General features: G+C 69.2%; 8 protein-coding genes. 5 read left to right on the top strand and 3 right to left on the bottom strand.

Going from position 1 to position 16,889, the window contains the following annotated elements; all coding sequences use genetic code 11:
* Window positions 1-45: 45 nt before the first annotated feature.
* The 3 genes from ACSMFO_RS03005 to ACSMFO_RS02995 all read right to left on the bottom strand — a co-directional run bounded on the left by ACSMFO_RS03005 (window position 46) and on the right by ACSMFO_RS02995 (window position 12,439).
* On the bottom strand, window positions 46-10,998 hold the full coding sequence (locus ACSMFO_RS03005) for a calcium-binding protein (RefSeq protein WP_436456810.1): 10,953 nt from the start codon (window positions 10,996-10,998) through the stop codon (window positions 46-48).
* A gap of 119 nt (window positions 10,999-11,117) precedes the next feature.
* On the bottom strand, window positions 11,118-11,774 hold the full coding sequence (locus tag ACSMFO_RS03000) for a helix-turn-helix domain-containing protein (protein WP_436456809.1): 657 nt from the start codon (window positions 11,772-11,774) through the stop codon (window positions 11,118-11,120).
* Between the two features lie 107 nt (window positions 11,775-11,881).
* Window positions 11,882-12,439, bottom strand: coding sequence for a YceI family protein (locus ACSMFO_RS02995; RefSeq protein ID WP_436456808.1), 558 nt, complete (start codon window positions 12,437-12,439; stop codon window positions 11,882-11,884).
* A gap of 343 nt (window positions 12,440-12,782) precedes the next feature.
* On the opposite strand from ACSMFO_RS02995, the gene ACSMFO_RS02990 reads away from it, so the two are divergent.
* From ACSMFO_RS02990 to catC, 5 genes are all read left to right on the top strand, one after another.
* Complete coding sequence (locus ACSMFO_RS02990) at window positions 12,783-13,544, top strand: SAM-dependent methyltransferase (RefSeq protein ID WP_436456807.1); 762 nt, start codon at window positions 12,783-12,785, stop codon at window positions 13,542-13,544.
* A 101-nt stretch (window positions 13,545-13,645) separates the two neighbouring features.
* Window positions 13,646-14,551: a LysR substrate-binding domain-containing protein gene (locus ACSMFO_RS02985; protein WP_436456806.1), complete on the top strand. Its 906-nt coding sequence runs from the start codon at window positions 13,646-13,648 to the stop codon at window positions 14,549-14,551.
* Window positions 14,551-15,654: a mandelate racemase/muconate lactonizing enzyme family protein gene (locus ACSMFO_RS02980; protein ID WP_436456805.1), complete on the top strand. Its 1,104-nt coding sequence runs from the start codon at window positions 14,551-14,553 to the stop codon at window positions 15,652-15,654. The genes ACSMFO_RS02985 and ACSMFO_RS02980 overlap by 1 nt, the downstream gene beginning before the upstream one ends.
* Before the next feature lie 26 nt (window positions 15,655-15,680).
* Window positions 15,681-16,532, top strand: coding sequence for a catechol 1,2-dioxygenase (gene catA, locus ACSMFO_RS02975; protein ID WP_436456804.1), 852 nt, complete (start codon window positions 15,681-15,683; stop codon window positions 16,530-16,532).
* Between the two features lie 26 nt (window positions 16,533-16,558).
* Window positions 16,559-16,840, top strand: a complete 282-nt coding sequence (catC, locus tag ACSMFO_RS02970; RefSeq protein ID WP_360093345.1) for a muconolactone Delta-isomerase — start codon at window positions 16,559-16,561, stop codon at window positions 16,838-16,840.
* Window positions 16,841-16,889: the final 49 nt, after the last annotated feature.

Here is a 16,889-nt window from a genome sequence, read left to right as displayed (position 1 = left end):
TCCTCCCCACACGGCCTGCTCCTCACCGGCCAGACCGCGCCGGTCTCACGGTGCGCACGCGTTCGGGTTGTCGAAGTGCCCCGGCGTGGTCGGGAACGCCGGTCCCGTGCCGTGGTCCTTCATGTCCGGCTGGTACACCAGCGCCAGCTCGTCGTACGCCGACGTGCCCTCCGTGGTCACGTCCCCGGCCACCTGACCGGCGCCGAGCGAGTACGCCCACCGCTGCAGGAATTCCTGATGCGTCGGACTGTGCTGCCGGACGTCGTTGTAGCCGCCGTAGGCCGCGTTGCAGTGCGTGTAGAGGTTGTACGCACCGCCCCAGTCGAGCAGCCGGTCACCGAGGTTCGGCCCGTTGTCCGCGACGTCGGCCTGCAGCACGTCGCGGTCCCAGCCACCGTAGATCCAGTCGATGCCCTGGTGGTGCTGGTTGTCCGCGACATCGGCGTTGTCGAGGTTCGTCATCTCGAACCACGAGCACGGGTCGACCGTGACCGCGTTCTTGCCGTTGCCGAAGGTCTGCGGCCACGCGTTCGCGGTGCAGGTCGTCTGCCCCGGCGCGCCGTAGGTGCCACGCGGGCGCCAGTCGAGGAGATCCGAACCCAGCGCGCCGGTGCCGGGGTCGACCGACGGACCGGACGTGGCGCCCTTGCCGCCGATGAGGTGGTCGACGAGCGAGTCGTTGACACCCCGGTCGTTCGGGTTGGCCGGATCGGTACCGCCCTTGCCGCCCCACAGCACGTCCGCGCCGTCGTCGCCGAAGACGATATCACCGCCCGAATCCCCGTTGGCCAGATCGTCGCCGAAGCCGCCGTGGATCGAGTCGTGGTCGTCGCCGCCGCGGATGCGGTCGTCGCCGCCTTCGAGGTCGCCGCGGTGCGGCATCGCCGGGGCGTTGCCGGGTGCGGCGAAGGCGTCGCCGTTGACGTCGTGCTGCAGATCGACCTGCCGCGTGACCGAGCCCGCCAGGAAGCCCTCGTAGTGGATCGCGGGCACCTGTGGGTTGTCGATCACGAAGTGGTTCGACCCGTTCTGGAAGACGTCCACGATTCCGCCGCGGTCACCGACCATGGCGTCTTCGCCGCCGGTGCCCCACATCCGGTCTCCGCCCAGCTCGCCGTACATGTCGTCGGCGCCGTCACCCGGAGCCGTCGTCGTGCCGGTGTCGCCGTACATCAGGTCGTCGCCGTCCTGGCCGTACAGGGTGTCCTCCCCCGCGTCGCCCCACAGGTCGTCGCCGCCGGAGGCACCGAGTGCCTCGCAGGTGGCCTGCGTGGTGGTGCAGAAGCGGGTCGGTGCGCCGTTGACGCCGTGGCGGACGAACGCCGCGCCGGCGGGTGGAGACGCCGAGTAGCGCTTCGCGTAGATCCGGTTCGTCAACGGCAGCGACACCTTGGACAGGTCGTCGCCGAGCGCCACCGGTTTGCCGGTCTGGTCCACGATGTCCCGCACCGCGGTGCCGTTGTCGCCGAGGATGAAGTCGGCGGCGCCGTCGCCGTGCACGTCGTCGGCCGTGTCGCGGAAGACCTCCAGCGAGCTGCCTCCGATCAGGTCGTCCTGACCGTTCGGCGCGGAGACGTCACCGAGGTCGTCCGACGCCGTACCCGGCCACGCCGGCTCCGCTGGGCTGATCGCGATCCCGGCCTCCGCGAGAGTGCGGTCGCCGAACATCGTGTCGTGCCCGCCGTTGCCCTCGGCGTAGTCGTCGTGCGCGCCACCGGAGATCTGGTCGTCGCCGTCCTGGCCGAACATCACGTCGACGCCGCCACCACCGGACAGCTGGTCCCCGCCGGTCACCGGACGGGACGGTGCGCCGAGGAAGCCGTTGCTCCACGAGAGGTCCAGCAGCCGCAGCGAACGCTGCGTCTCGAACGTCCCGTTGCTGCCCACCCGCAGCAGGTACGGCGAAGGCGGCGCGATGCGGTCGGTGATCGCGTTGTCGCCGAGGACGACGTCGTCGCCCGTGCCGCCGAAGACCACGTCCGCGGTGTCCGGCTGGCCCTGGGTGGTCAGCGCGGTGTCGTCGCCGTGGATCGTCGAGCTGCCGCCGACGAGGTCGTCGTCGCCGTTGTTGCCTTCGATCCAGTCCCGGCCGGGGCCGCCTTCGGCGTGGTCGCCGTCGTTGCCGCCCTTGATCCGGTCGTTCCCGGACTGGCCGAGGATCGCGTCGCATCCGTTGTCACCGGTGATGTCATCGCCGCCGGAGGTGTTCGGCACCGGCGTGTCACCGAGGTCGTACAGCTGGATGCTGCGGTGCGTCATCGGGACCGCGCCGGGCAGGTCCGTGTCGAACCGGCCTTGGGTGATCGGGCTCTTCGGGATGCCCGCGTCCCTGGTCACGAGCGCGTTGTCGCCGGTGATCACGTCCGCGTCCTCGCCGCCGGAGATGGTGTCCCCGGTGTCGAGCTGGCCGACGGTGCCCTGGCCGCCGCCCATCTCCACGGCGGAGGAACCGCCGACGAGATCGTCCTGACCGGAGTCGCCGAACAGTTTGTCGGCGTCCTGGTCGCCTTCCACGTAGTCGTCCCCGGCGTCGCCGTGCACGGTGTCCGTTCCGGACTGTGCGTAGACGACGTCTGTCGCGGTGCCGCCGGAAATGGTGTCGCCGCCGGAGTTCGCCGGGTTCGGGGCGTGGCCGAGGTCGAACAGGACCACGTGCCTGCCCGCCGACAGCCCGCGGCCACGGGTGACCGGGTCGCCGGAGTCCGCGCCACCCGTACCGGTGATCGTGGCGTTGTCACCGGTGATCACGTCGTCGGCGTCGCCGCCGGAGATCGTGTCACCCGCGTCCGGATAGCCTGCCGCGTTCTTCGCCGCCGGGTCGCCGGGTGTCTGGTGGCTGCCGCCGATGATGTCGTCGGCCTCGGTTTCGCCGTTCAGCGTGTCGGCACCGGGGTTTCCTTCGATATGGTCCGGATCCTTCCCACCGGAGACGGTGTCGTTCTCCAGCCCGCCGTACAGCGCGTCGGCGTCCATGCCGCCGCCGATGGTGTCGTCGCCGCCCAGCGTGGCGTCCGCGCTGGTGGCCAGGTCGAACACCGGCCCGCCCGCCGCCGCGGGATCGCCGTTGTCACCGATGATCGTGTCGGTGCCGCCGTCGCCGAACAGCTTGTCGCCGTCGTCGGGCTGTCCCGCCGCCCGTGTGCCGCCGACGATCACGTCACCGGCCAGGCCACCGGAGATCCAGTCCTTGCCGTTGTTCCCTTCGATGGTGTCGGGGTCGTCGCCGCCGAACATCGTGTCGACGCCGTCGTTGCCGTACAGGGTGTCGGTCCCGGTGTCGCCGTAGACGGCGTCGTCGTCCGAGCCGCCCCAGACCTGGTCCGCGTCGCGGCCGCCGTGCAGGACGTCCTTGCCCTTCTCGCCGCACACCAGATCTTCGTTGGCCTCGGCGTCGACATTGTCGTCACCGCCGCCTGCCCGCACGTTCTCCACCCCGGCGCCGCCGATGACCCGGTCGTTGCCGTCGAGCGCGTCGTTCACCGTCTCGTCGACCGGGGTCGACGGAAGTGGCGAACCGGCCTTGCACGGTGACGTCTGCTTGTCGCCGTACACGTCCGCGCCGCCGTCGCCGCCGATGATGTGGTCCCGGCCGAGGCCGCCGACCAGCGTCTTGTGCGACGGGCTCACCCCCTGCGGGAGCGGCGTGTGCGTGACGAAGTAGAGCGGCCCGTAGTCGTCGGTCTTCGCCGGGTCCGGGAATTCCAAAGTGGACGGTTCGGCGATGACGTAGTCGTCGTCCGGCCCGCCGTAGAGGGTGTCCGCCCCGAATCCGCCGAACAGGATGTCGTTGCCGCCGCCACCGCGGAAGTCGTCCTTCTGCGTCTTCGTCGAGTGGCCGGTGACCCGGTCCTGTCCCTTGCCGCCGAACACCTTGTCGTCACCGGAACCGGTGTCGACGGTGTTGATCGGCCCGCCCGCCGGGCCGCCCGTGGTGTTGGCGTCGGCCGAGCCGTAGCCGTCGATGCCAGGGTCGACCTGGTCCGCGGTGTAGATCTCGTCCGGCCCGGTGCCACCGGCGAAGCGGTCGCTGCCGTCGCCACCGACGAGGATCGCACCCGGGGAGACGAACAGCGCCTGCGGCACCGTCGGAACGTCCTTCAGCGGATCGTCGGCCGCGACACCGAGGGTGTCGTCACCGCCGTTGCCGAACGCGGTCGACCTGGCGAGCCCGACCTTGATCGTGTCGCCGCCGTCGCCGCTTCCGGTCCCGCCCGCCGGATCGGGCAGGATCGCCCAGTTCGGCACGGAGACCGTCGGACCGCCGGTGCCGTCCGCGATCGGGTCGCCACCGTCACGGCCGTCGTTCTTCAGCTCCTTCAACCCGATCGAGGTCACCGGAGGCGCGCCGAGGCTCGAGTCGCCCGCGACGACGTCCAGGCCGTTGCCGACCGTGATGCTGTCGACGCCGGGGCCACCCGCGACGCGCGCCTTCGCCTCGTTTCGGACGTAGCTCTTCCGGTCCGCGGCGAGCACGGTGCGGTCACCGGTGACGATGACGTCGTCGCCCTTGCCGCCATCGACCCACGAGTTGCCGATACCGGTCTTGATCTGGTCGTTCTTCTCGCCGCCGAACACGATCGCGTCCCGGTCGAACTGCGCGGTCGGCGGCGGTGGGCCGTCCTTCGCGGTGTCCTGTTCGGCGTCCCCGATGAACGTCACGCTCATCGGCTTGCCGTAGCCGCGGCCGTCCACGACCACCCGCTCGATACTCGCGTTCCGGAACTCGCGCCGGATCCCGAGCATGTCCACGGCCACGCCGGTGAACGCCGGGTTCGCCGGGTTCGCGTAGTCGTGCAACGAGGTGATCTTGACGGTGTCCTTCTCCTGCTTGTCCGACTCGTACGGGTCACCCGCGCCGCCACCGCGCTGGGCGGTGTGGCCGAGCGCGGCCGCGTACACCACGAGTGTCTTGCCGTCACCGCTGAGCCCGCCGAGTTTCGGTGGTGGTGGCGTGCAGTTCGGTGTCGCGGTGAAGTCGAGCAGCGTGACGTCGACGATCGTGAAGCTGAACGACACCGAGAACGGGCCGAATCCGACCGTCACGTAGAGCTTGAGGAAGACATAGAGCCGCCCCGACACGGTGAACAGGCATATCGGGTTGTTCAACGCCGTCTGCAGGAACTCCGTGATCCGGAACTTCCCGTCGTGGTTGGGATCGTTCCACAGGAACGAGACCGTGAGGCCCACCCCGCCCTCGATGCCGACGGTGATGATCACCGCCGTGACGGCCGCCCCCGCCGCGAGTTCGCCGGTGAACGACACCACCGGGATCGGCTTCCCGTTTTCGGTGGTGTAGAAGAACAGGCTCTGCAGGAACGCCTGCCCCACGGTTCCGAGGTCGAGTTGGCCGGCACGAGCCGCTTCGAACGCCTTGCGGATGCCGAAGGTGTCGAAGCCCGCGACGATGCGCAGCGTCACCGACGCCGAACCGTGCAAGGTGATGACCACCGGCGGCGGCGCGTACACCGGCCCGAACTGCTGACGCCAGTCGAAGCCGAGACGCAGCGGACCGGAGTCGAATTTGACCAGGTCCACGTCCCCGCCGAGCAGCACGTTGAACAGCGAAGCGGGCTTCTCGAACACCGGGAAGCTGAACCCGGCCGCCGACGCCTTGCTGGTCATCGGGTTGGCCGACTCCGGGTCGTTGTTCTGGTTCTTGCCGTTGATCGCGCCGAGGATCGGGGTGAAGGCGGTACCTCCACCGGCGTCCTTCTTCGCGCTGATCAGGCTCTCGGTGTTGTCCGGCGTCACCGTGGTGTCGAGCGCCTTCTGACCGCCGATTTCGAACGACCCGAGCGGGATGAGACAGGTGGTGGTGCAACTCGGGAAGTGGTTGATGAAGTTCACGACCCCGGCGATGGTGTCGACGAACTTCAGGTCCGGGCCGCCGGCGATCGTGCTGAACGCCTTGCCGATCGACACGATCGTGACGTCGCCGCCGCCCGCCAGGTGCGACAGGTCCGAAAGCACCGGGATCGGCGCGTACAGCGTCTTGATCACCGGGTCGAGCGGACCGGTCACCTGCTTGATCTTGTTCACGATCGGGCCGAGGATCTTGCCGAAGATCTCGCCGCTGTCGATGGCGACCTTGTCGAAGGCCAGTGTCAGCGGGGAGTTGCCGCCGTCGGCGTTGTTGGTCCCCGGTTTGACGTTGTTCCATGCCCAGTGCAGCCGGAAGTTCGCCTGGATACCGGGGAATCCGGCGTCCTCACCCGGCCGTGCCTTGAGCAGCCAGTTGATGTCCGCGCTCGCGTGCAGCTTGATGTCGGCGAGCCGGTCCAGCCCGGCGTTCTGCAGATCGGTCAGGTGCAGCCTGCCGTTGGTCGGGTCGTCCGGCGCCACCAGGTCGATCTTGAACGCGCCGCCGAACAGCGGCAGGACACCCGCGTCGTTCGCCGGGGCCGCCGCGTGGTCGCAGTCGTCCACGCTCTTCTGCTTCGTGCAGTTCTCCGCGGTGATGTTGATGAACGCGAGCTGCGCGTCGATCTTCTTCGGCAGCGTGACGTTCAGCCCGACCGCGAACTCCGGTTGCGCGGAATCCTTGGTGTTGACGAAGAATCCCTCGCTCCGGCTGATGCCCATGGCCAGGTGCAGCCGCCAGCCGAGCTGGACCTCCGGGCCGGCGCCGCCGTCGGCCTTCAACGAGAACCCGGGGATGCCCAGGTCCAGCGGCACGGTCTTCTTGAGGCATTCGTGGCCGGACGGCAGCCCGGCGCAGTTCAGCAGGTCACCGCTGAAGTCGCCCTGGCTGACGTTCAGGCTGATCGTGACCGCGTCGAGGTCGTTGTACGAGCAATCGTGCGGCCGCGGGTTCTCGGCCGGGTTCTCCGGTGCCCCGCCGATCGAAGCGGCCCCGACGTCGGTGAACTTGGCGTCGGTGACGTCCGCGATCAGCTTGAAGGCACCGCCTTCTTCACGGAACACCTGGTAGCCGGCCGCGTTGGTGACCGGTTCCCAGGCGACGTCGAGCGAGTCCGTTGTGGACAGTGCGGCCGGGCCGGTGGTGATCTCGCCGGGGTCGCTCGCCTTGGCCTGCTTCTTCGCGCCGTCGATCATCACGTACGACGCGACGACGTAGCGGTGGGTCTTGTCCGCCGCCGTGGCGCCTTCGTGCAGCTTCACCGTCGGCGCGCCGACGGTGCCGAGCGGCGTCTTGCACAGGGTGTCCACGGTGACCGTGTCCGGGTTCAGACCCGCGGCGGCGAGTTTCCCGCCGAGCTGGTCGTTGACCCAGCCGCGCACCGCCGCCATGTCGGTGAAGTGGCCGTTCGCCGGCAGCTGGTCCAGCGCGGTGTGGATCGCGGCGCGCAGTTTGCCGATGAAGTCCGCGCCCTGCTGGAGGTCGTCACCGAGCAGCGGCAGCTTGCCGCCGAAACTGGCGGTGTTGAGCGCCTGCTCCACCAGGTTGAGGTAGCTGTCGAGGCCGTCGAGCCTGCCGAAGTCGATCAGCTTGGCCGCGAGCGCGTCCGCCAGCAGTGCCGGATCCGGGGTCTCCAGCCGCGGATGCCCGTCGATCGCCGCGCCGCCGAGGTTGAAGTAGTCGTCGGCCGCGGTCGATTTGGGCAGGCGCAAGGCGAAGTTGTTCGACTTCGTGGCGTCGGTGATCACCTTGCTGTAGGTCGCACCGCCGTCTTCGCTGATGTACAACGGCAGCTTCGCGCACAGGGCCAGCGGTGTCCCGCCGTCGAGGCCGCAGCCCACGGCGGTGCTCCCGGCGTTGATCGTCGGGCCGACGGCGCCGAGGAAGTCGGTGAAGCTGACCGGCGCGCCGGTGCCGCCGCCCTTGGCGAGGTCGATCGAGTAGGACGCCTTCGCGGTCGCCTTGTCCGCCGACTTGGGGTCGCCGAGTGACACGCTCAGCGGGCCCAGGGTGGTCGCGATGGTGGCGTTCTCCACGGTGGCGTCGAGTTTCACGCCGATCTTCGAGTCGTCGAGCACGCGCAGCGCGTTCGCGTCGGCCGGGCCCGCACCGGGCTCCAGCGGGACGACCAGGCCCATCTTGACCTGACCGCCGACGCCGAGCGAGACCGAGCCGTCGCCCTGCACCCCGGCGACCCGCTGGCCGCCGGACGGCAGGCTGAAGTCGAACTGCACCGGTGTGCTGGTGTGGTACGCGCGTTTCCAGTCCAGCCGGATGATCAGCGACGGCGTTCCGCCGGGTTCGGCGTACTCGAACGTCACCGGGACACTGTCCTTGAACCGCGTGTTGATGGTCTGGACGAGGCGCTGCAGGTTGTCGGACGGCGCCGCCTCCAGCAACGAGATCACGTCGTCCAGCTCGGACCGGATCACGTACGACGTCGACGGCGAGGGCCGGCTGGCCCACGGTCCGGCCAGGACGAGCGTGTCCGGCGTGACACTGCCGACGATGCCCACCTGGGTACCGGCGACGACCGTGCGGCCGACGAGCGAGGGCGGGAACGCGTTGCCCTTCTCGACGGTGCGCGCGATGTCCTTCACCGAGTTCGGGCCGTAGCTCACGGTCGGGCCGGAGCCGGATTCGTCGGCCCGCAACAGGTCTTTGAGCGAACGGCCGACGAGCGGGATCTTCGTGCCGAACACCGCGGCGCCCGACGGCGAGGCATCACCGAGAGACGCGTCGAGCGTCTGCAGCGTCTTCAGAAGGATCGAGAAGAGCGCCTTCGGGTTGGCCGGGTCGAAGTCGAAGTTCGCCAGTTCCGACAGGTCGCTCGTGCTGAACTGCGGCCCGTCGGGACCGGTCGTCTTGGTCAGGTCGTTCCAGGTGAATCCCGCGTGCGCCGAGGCGCCCTTCAGGAAGTCGCCCGTACCCGGCGCGCTGGCGTCGACGCCGCCGGCACCGCGGACACGCACCTGGAAGTCGAGCAGCGCGCCGGGGTCGTGCAGCAGTTTGTCCACGACCGCGCCGAAGGTCAGGTCACCGAGGTCCTTGAACTTCACCTGCGCCATGTGGTCGTCCGCGCCCGGTGTCCCGGCACAGTCGGCGCCCGCGTTCGGGTGGCAGACGTGCGCCGCGCCTTTCAGCTGCACTTGGAGGAATCCGGCGTTGGCGAACAGGTCGATGCCCGCGTCCATCGGGAAGTCGGCGGTGAACAGCGACGGGGCACCGGACGTGCGCAGCAGCACCCGGTCCGGCCCGGTCGGGGTCGCGCCGACGAGGGTCGTGCTGCCGTCCGGGTTCTTCTGCTCGATCGGCGGGTTGTGCACGGTCGGGTTCTGCAGGTCGAGCACGAGGGTGACCGCGGCGTCGTAGCTGGGCTTGACCTTCGCGGTGGCGTTGACGGCGTTGGCCTCGCCCACGCCGCGGCCGCCGGTCTTCAGATCGTTGCCGAGCTGCACGACGCCGACGTCGCCCTGCATCCCGGAGATCGTGTACGGCGCGTTGGCGGCCGGGATCACCGGCGTCCAGCCCGGTGCCTGCAGGAAGAGCGTGTTCCCGTCGTTGTTCTCGACGGTCGCCCCCGCCTCGCCGGCGACGACGCGCCGCCCCGCGAACTCCCCCGGCTTCCAGGTCTGGTTTTCGTCCTTGAGGGTGGTCTGCGTGTAGCTGGTCTTCGCCGGGTTGCCCGCCGGTCCGGACGCCGCCGCGGCGGCCGCGTTGAGATCCACCGCCGTCGCGGGGGCCTTGCGGGACAGCGTGATCTTGAAGTCGAGTTTGGTCGAACCCGGCGGGAAGTGGACGTCGGAGATGCCGATCTTGCCGCCGCCGGGCAGGTTCGCCGCGGTGTTGAGCTTGTCGAGCATCTGCTGCAGCGACACGAACAGCGGTTCACCGGCCTGTGTCGGGTCCGCTGCGGTCTTCGTGTTGTCCTGCAGGAACTTCTTGATCGACTCGTTGAGCTGGATCGCGTCGGCGAGAGTGCCCTTGAGGAACGGCAGGTCGAGGTTGCCGATCGGGTTCGCCGCGTCGCCCCATTTCGCGCGCTGGATCGAGGTCAGCGTCGTCGCCAGCTGCGCGAGGCCGGTGGCCAGATCACGCGGGGTCAGGTTGAGGAACGGGCCGACGGTGCCGATGCCCTCCGGCTTGATCTCCGGCGCCCCGGTGGCGATGTCCGGCCAGCTGAGGCCGATCTTGGCGTCCACCGAGGGAAGGTTCAGTGAGAAGGAAGCGGCGGGCGCGGCCGCGAGGTGCAGCGAACCGTTCAGCGATCCCGCCGGGCCGGCGAAACCGAAGCTGACCAGACCGGCCAGCGACCCGTTCTGGGCCAGCTCGCCCGCGGTGCCGTCGTTGTTGAGGAACGCCAGCCGCCCGTCGTTGTCCGGGTCGTTGATCGTGGCGGCGAAATGCGCCTTCAGGTCCAGTGAGGTGTCGGCCTCGACGAGCTTCACCCCGAGGACACCGATCGCGGCGTTGACGGCTTTGATCGCGTTCGCGTCGGGGAAGTCGGCCGAAGCGTCGACGGTGAACGCCGGAGTCGTGCCGTCGTTGAGGATGTAGGCCTTGTCGTGCGCCTTGTCCCAGATCAGGGTCAGCTTCACCGTGGTGCCGACGGTGAGCCGCACGCCGCCGGTGGAGGAGAACGCCGACTGCGGGGCGTTGCCGCCCTCCCCGATCGGGACCGGGATGTTCAGCGCCTGGTTCTGCAGCACACGGGAGACGGTCAAGGTGAGATCGAGTCTCTTGTCCTCGCCGACGGTGCTCAGCGTGGTCTTGAGCGTCCCGGCCCGGTCAGCCGACAACGTGATCGGCTGGTCGATGTCCAGATCCGCGTCGTCGACCGCGGCGGAGAGCTTCTTGGCGCCGGTGTTGAACGCCTCCTGGGCCAGGGTGTCGAACCCGAGCGCGGCGCCGGGGCTGGTCTGCACGGCCGGCAGCGCCTTCGCCAGTTGCCCGATCGTGCCGAGGCCCTTGCTCCAGGTGGCGAAGCTGTTCGTGGGCCCGGCCAACGCGTTGACCAGCGTGCCGACGCCAGGGCTGGCCGCCCGTGCCGGAAGTGGGCTGATGACCACGCCCATCCCGATCGCGACGACGAACGCCGTCGCCGACGCGAGCCACCTTGAGCCGGTACGTGAGCCCATCGGGCACCTCCCCGTTCACGGGCGCGCGACGACGCGCCGTTCACTCGGAGAAGGCTGACCAAAGGTGAAATCCACGTGAAGAGGGCGGTCCGCTCAGCGGACTGGTGACTTCCCGGCCATCAGTGTGCGGATTCGGTCAACTCGTGACCGGCCTCCATCGCGGCGGCGTCGACCAGCCTCCGCATCACCGCGAGGTCGCGCGCCGGGACGGTCAGGAGGCCGATCGCGGCCACGATGCGGCCTTCCGGGCAGCGGATCGGGGCGGCGGCACCGTGCGCGGCACCGCCGAGCAGCACCCCGGCCACCGCGGTCGAGGACGGCAGCACCGTCCCCGGCGAGACGGCGGGCACGCTCGCGGAGTGTCCCGAGACCGCCGCGACGACCAGGACGTCGGACCCCGCCAGCACGCAGACCGCGACGTCGGTCCTGGTCAGTTTCGCCAACCGGATCGCCGGTTTCCCCGCGGCGGCGCGGATCCTCGCGTGCAGCCGTCCCCGGCCCTGGACGAGCCTGCCCGCCAGCGGGCCGACGACGTAGCCGCGCAACAGCCGTTCGACCGCGCCGATCCCGCACATCTGCTCCAGCAGGCGGTGCGCCGTCGACTTGGGCAGGCCCGCCCGGTGCGCCGCCTCGGTCAACCCCAGACCCGCGCCGGCGTCGGCCGCGGCGAGCACCTCGAGCAACGCGAACGCGCCCTCGAGGACCGAGCGGCCGGGCACGCGCGCCATGCCCATCGGAATACCTCCGACGGTGCCGGTCACATCGTCCGTAAGCATCAGTGACCTCCACCGCGGTCGCGTGCACCGATCGGCTCTTCGTGCCTGAGTTGTCGTCCGCCCACGACCAGGCGTTACGGCGAACGGCGTATCGGCACGCTTCGTGCTCAGCGCACCGGAGAACCGTCCTGGCGGCTCGCGGCGACGGTCAGCTGCAGGGTCACCTTCGAGCCGACCATGAGCCTGGTGGCGAGGTTCTCGTTCACACCCCAGTGGAGGCGGTTGAGCGATACAGCGCCCGTGAAGCCGGTACGGACACCGTCCGCGCCAGGCCTGGCGTCGACCAGTTCGATGGCGACGCGGACCGGTTTCGTGACACCTCGGATGGTCAGGTCGCCGGTGACCTCGAACCCGCTGCCGCCGACGTGCCGGACGGCGGTCGAGACGAAGGTGATGACCGGATGTCCTGCCACGTCGAAGAAAGCGGTGCGCAAGTGGTCGTCGCGCTTCTGGTTGCCGGTGTCGATGCTCGCGGCCTTGATGGTGAGCCGGACGCTGGACCTGGCCGGATCGTCGCCGTCGAGGCGGGCGCTGCCGTCGAATTCGTCGAAATGGCCCGGCACCCGGCTTCCCATGGTGTGCCGGGCGATGAAGGCGAGCGTCGTACCGGCGGCGTCGAGCGAGTAGTCGCCGGTCAGTTCGCTGAGCGGGGTCACGGTCGTCATGCTGGGCTCCTGGCGGGATGAGGGAAGCGTTCTCGGCATTACGACGAAACCGCCCCGCCGGATGTGAGCCGGGCGGGCCGCCGGAATCTCGATTGCGTGCCCGTTCCTCGCCTGGCTAGGGTCCGGCCGACCGCATCAGGCCGGACCATCGCGGAAAGGGAGGTGTGCAGCACATGCGCACACATGTCGAGCTGTCGAACCCGGTTTCGGCGATCCGCACTTCGCGATGAGCCACAGGGTGTCTCGATCCTGAGCCGCCACGCGACGCCCCTCGCGGGTGGTCGACAACGAAACCGGGCATGAAGCGACCCAGCACCGAACCCGTTGTCGAAGGAACCCACACGTGAACCGCGAACAAATCTCCCGTATCGCCCATGCCGATCACCCGATCAAGTCGCCACTGGACGACGCGTCGGTCGACCGGCTCCTGAACCGAAGCCTTCCCCGGGGCGACGAGCGCGTCCTCGATCTCGGATGCGGCACCGGGGAATGGCTCCTGCGCGCCCTGGCGACGCGGCCACATCTGCTCGCCGAAGGCGTGGACATCTCCGGCGGCGCCTTGGAAGACGCGCGTCGCGCGGCGAACGATCGCGGCGTCGCCGATCGCCTCGTCCTCCACCACCGCGAGGCCGAAGGTTTCGTCTCGGCACAGCCGTTCGACCTGGTACTGAGCGTCGGATCCTCGCATGCCTTCGGCGGACTGCTGCCCACCCTGGCCGCGGCCCGGCGTCATCTGGCTCCAGGAGGCCGTGTCCTGATCGGAGAGGGCTTCTGGAGCCGCACGCCCTCCCCTGAAGCCGTCGAAATGCTCGGGGACTTCGCCGACCTCGCCACCACAGTGGACCGTGTGGTCGCCGACGGATGGACCCCGATCCACGGACACGTCAGCACACGCCACGAACTGGACGAGTACGAGTGGGCATGCTGGGGATCACTGGCGTCGTGGGCCCTTGACCATCCTGAAGACCCGGACGGCAAGGAAGCGCTCTCGATGGCGACCATCCGCCGGACCGAATGGCTGCGTGCCTACCGGGAGACCTGGGGATTCCTGTCGCTCGTCCTCCGCCGCACGCCTCGTGAGTGGCAAGACCTAGGGTGCTATTGATAATCGCTGTTTATCAATAGCACGCAATAAAGTCTTTGTCTTCGATGATTTTGCTTCCTACCGTGAACGAATCGGCGGCAGAGGCAGGGAGGAGACGTCTCATGGAGCTTCGTCACCTGCGTTACTTCGTCACCGTCGCCGAGACATGCCACTTCGGCCGGGCGGCCGAGCAGCTGCACGTCGCACAGCCGGCACTCTCGCACACCATCCGGCAGTTAGAGGACGAACTGGGTGTCGTCCTGCTGGCCCGGACCACCCGGCAGGTCCGGGTGACGCCGGCGGGTGAGTTCTTCCTGGACGAAGCCCGGCGCGTGCTCGCCGGGCTGGACGTGGGTGTCCGCGGGGTCCGGCGCATCGGCGAAGGCAAGCTGGGCCTGCTCCGGGTCGGGTTCACCGGCACGGCGGCGTTCTCGCATCTGCCGCATCTGGCCAGGGCGCTCGCGCAGCGGGTGCCGCAGGTGGAGCTGGAGATCCGCGCCGATCTGCTGACCGCCGAGCAGTGCGAACGCCTGCGCACGGGCACGTTGGGGATCGGGGTGCTCCGCCCGCCGGTCACCGGGGACGACATCGACTTCCGGGTGATCGAGAGCGAACCGCTGATCCTCGCCGTCCCGGCCGACCACCGGCTGGCCGTCGAACCCGTCGTCGCGATGGCGGATCTGCGGACCGAACCGCTCGTGACCTACGACCGGCGCAATTCGGTCGTGTACGAAGCCGTCGCGCGCAGCTGCCGCGAGGCCGGGCTCACGCCCCATCAGCTGCACGAAGCCTCCGGAACCGCGGTCCTGCTGGCACTGGTCGCCGGTGGGCTGGGAGTCGGCGTGGTCCCCGCCTCGGCCCGTGCCCTCCCCCTGGCCGGTGTCGTGTTCCGCGATCTCGCCGGAGCGGCGACCGTGGAGCTGGCGCTGGCCTGGCACCGCGAGACCCCGTCCCCGCTTGTCACGACCGTCCTCGACGCGCTCGAGGACGTCTTTCCTTCCACCGCATCGTCCACAGGGGGCACCTGATGAAGATCACCCGAGTCGAGGCGATCCCGTTCGCCATCCCGTACCGAAAGCCGCTGAAGTTCGCCTCGGGAGAGGTACACGTCGCCGAGCACGTCCTCGTGCGGGTGCACGCCGACAACGGCATCGTCGGCGTGGCCGAGGCACCCCCGCGGCCGTTCACCTACGGCGAGACCCAGGCGGGCATCATCGCGGTGATCGACTCCCTGTTCGCCCCGCAGATCGTCGGCCTCAGCCTGCTCGACCGCGAAACGGTGCACACCCGGCTCGCCCGCACGGTCGGCAACCCGACCGCCAAATCCGCCATCGACATGGCCATCTGGGACGCGCTCGGCCGCAGCCTCGACGTGTCGGTGACCGAACTGCTCGGCGGCTACACCGACCGCATGCGCGTGGCCCACATGCTCGGCTTCGACGAGCCGTCCGCGATGGTCGCCGAAGCCGAGAAGATGCGCGACACCCACGGCATCAGCACCTTCAAGGTCAAGGTCGGCCGGCGCCCCGTGTCGCTCGACACCGCCGTCGTGCGCGCGCTGCGTGAGCATTTCGGCGACGGCGTCGACCTCTACATCGACGGCAACCGCGGCTGGACCGCCGCCGAATCCGCCCGTGCGATGCGGGAGATGGCCGACCTCGACCTGCTCTTCGCCGAGGAACTGTGCCCGGCCGACGACGTTCTCGGCAGGCGCTGGCTGGTGGGGCAGATCGGCGTTCCGTTCATCGCCGACGAATCCGCGGTGACGCCGGCCGACGTCACCCGTGAGGTGCTCGGCGGCTCCGCCACCGCGATCAGCATCAAGACCGCCCGCACCGGCTTCACCCGTTCGCAGCGCACGCATCACCTCGCCGAGGGACTCGGCCTGGAGGTCGTGATGGGCAACCAGATCGACGGCCAGCTCGGCTCGCTGTGCACGGTCGCGTTCGGCTCGGCCTACGAGCTGACGTCCCGTCGTCCCGGCGAGCTGTCGAACTTCCTCGACATGAGCGACGACCTGCTCACCGAGCCGCTGCGCATCACCGACGGTGAGCTCACCGTCCGTCCCGGCGCCGGCCTCGGTGCCGAGATCGATCCCGAAAAGCTCCGGCGTTACCGCCAGGACCACTGACGCCCACCACGAATCAAGGAGGATTCATGACCGCCATCCACGAGACGGCCACCGCGGCCGCGTCCGGCGCCAACGCGACCGAACGGTTCAAGAGCGACAAGTTCGCCGGGGTCGCCGGAACGCCCAAGGAACGGGTCAGCCTGCTGGCTCGCGAGGTGCTGGAGGCCGTGCACGGCACGATCCGGAAGCACAAGGTCACCTACGACGAGTACAACGCGCTCAAAGCGTGGCTGATCAGCGTGGGCGAGGACGGCGAGTGGCCGCTGTTCCTCGACGTGTGGGTGGAGCACGTCGTCGAAGAGGTCGCGACCGAGCACCGTGAGGGCAACAAGGGCACCATCGAAGGCCCGTACTACGTGCCCGACGCGCCCGAGCAGGGCGCCCGCGGTTCGGTCCCGATGCGTGAGGACGAGTCCGGTACGCCGCTCGTCTGGACCGGCAGGATCACCTCGACCGACGGATCCGCGCTCGCGGGCGCGAAGGTCGAGCTGTGGCACGCCGACGCCGACGGCTTCTACTCCCAGTTCGCGCCGAACATCCCGGAGTGGAACCTGCGCGCGAGCTTCACCGCCGATGACGACGGCCGGTTCGAGATCCACACCGTGCGCCCCGCCCCGTACCAGATCCCGACCGACGGCGCCTGCGGCAAGCTCATCGCCGCGGCGGGCTGGCACGCGTGGCGTCCGGCGCATCTGCACGTCAAGGTTTCCGCGCCCGGCCACGAACTGCTCACCGCGCAGCTGTACTTCCCCGGCGACCAGCACAACGACGACGACATCGCTTCGGCGGTCAAACCGGAACTGGTGCTGGACCCGCGTCCGTCGGGCGACGGCGAGGCCATCGAGTACGGCTTCGTCCTCGACCCCGAACGTTCCTGACCCGAATGTCCTTTTTGGAGTGATCGATGCTTTACCACGTTCGCATGGACGTTCGCCTGCCGCCGGACCTCGATCCGGCGGAACGGACCGACATCATCACGCGCGAAAAGGCGTACAGCCAGCGCCTGCAACGCGAAGGGAAGTGGCCGCAGATCTGGCGGATCGCGGGCGAATACGCGAACTTCTCGATCCTCGACGTCGCGGATCACGACGAGCTGCATACGCTTTTGTCCGGTTTGCCGTTGTTTCCCTATATGGACATCGAAGTCACACCTTTGGCGGCGCATCCGTCGAAAGTCACGGGCTGAGGGTGCCGGACCGGCTGCGGACGGTCACGCGGCGGCCGGATCGGCCCGT

Source organism: Amycolatopsis sp. w19 (assembly GCF_051373225.1).
GTDB lineage: Bacteria > Actinomycetota > Actinomycetes > Mycobacteriales > Pseudonocardiaceae > Amycolatopsis > Amycolatopsis japonica.
Note: the sequence above shows the minus strand (reverse complement) of the source record. Positions and strands in the feature narration are given on the sequence as shown.

What these genes read in the sequence shown, in the direction of transcription:
- ACSMFO_RS03005 (WP_436456810.1), bottom strand. Translation starts at nt 10,998, where the DNA reads ATGGGCTCACGTACCGGCTCAAGGTGGCTCGCGTCGGCGACGGCGTTC.
- ACSMFO_RS03000 (WP_436456809.1), bottom strand. Translation starts at nt 11,774, where the DNA reads ATGCTTACGGACGATGTGACCGGCACCGTCGGAGGTATTCCGATGGGC.
- ACSMFO_RS02995 (WP_436456808.1), bottom strand. Translation starts at nt 12,439, where the DNA reads ATGACGACCGTGACCCCGCTCAGCGAACTGACCGGCGACTACTCGCTC.
- ACSMFO_RS02985 (WP_436456806.1), top strand. Translation starts at nt 13,646, where the DNA reads ATGGAGCTTCGTCACCTGCGTTACTTCGTCACCGTCGCCGAGACATGC.
- ACSMFO_RS02980 (WP_436456805.1), top strand. Translation starts at nt 14,551, where the DNA reads ATGAAGATCACCCGAGTCGAGGCGATCCCGTTCGCCATCCCGTACCGA.
- catA (WP_436456804.1), top strand. Translation starts at nt 15,681, where the DNA reads ATGACCGCCATCCACGAGACGGCCACCGCGGCCGCGTCCGGCGCCAAC.
- catC (WP_360093345.1), top strand. Translation starts at nt 16,559, where the DNA reads ATGCTTTACCACGTTCGCATGGACGTTCGCCTGCCGCCGGACCTCGAT.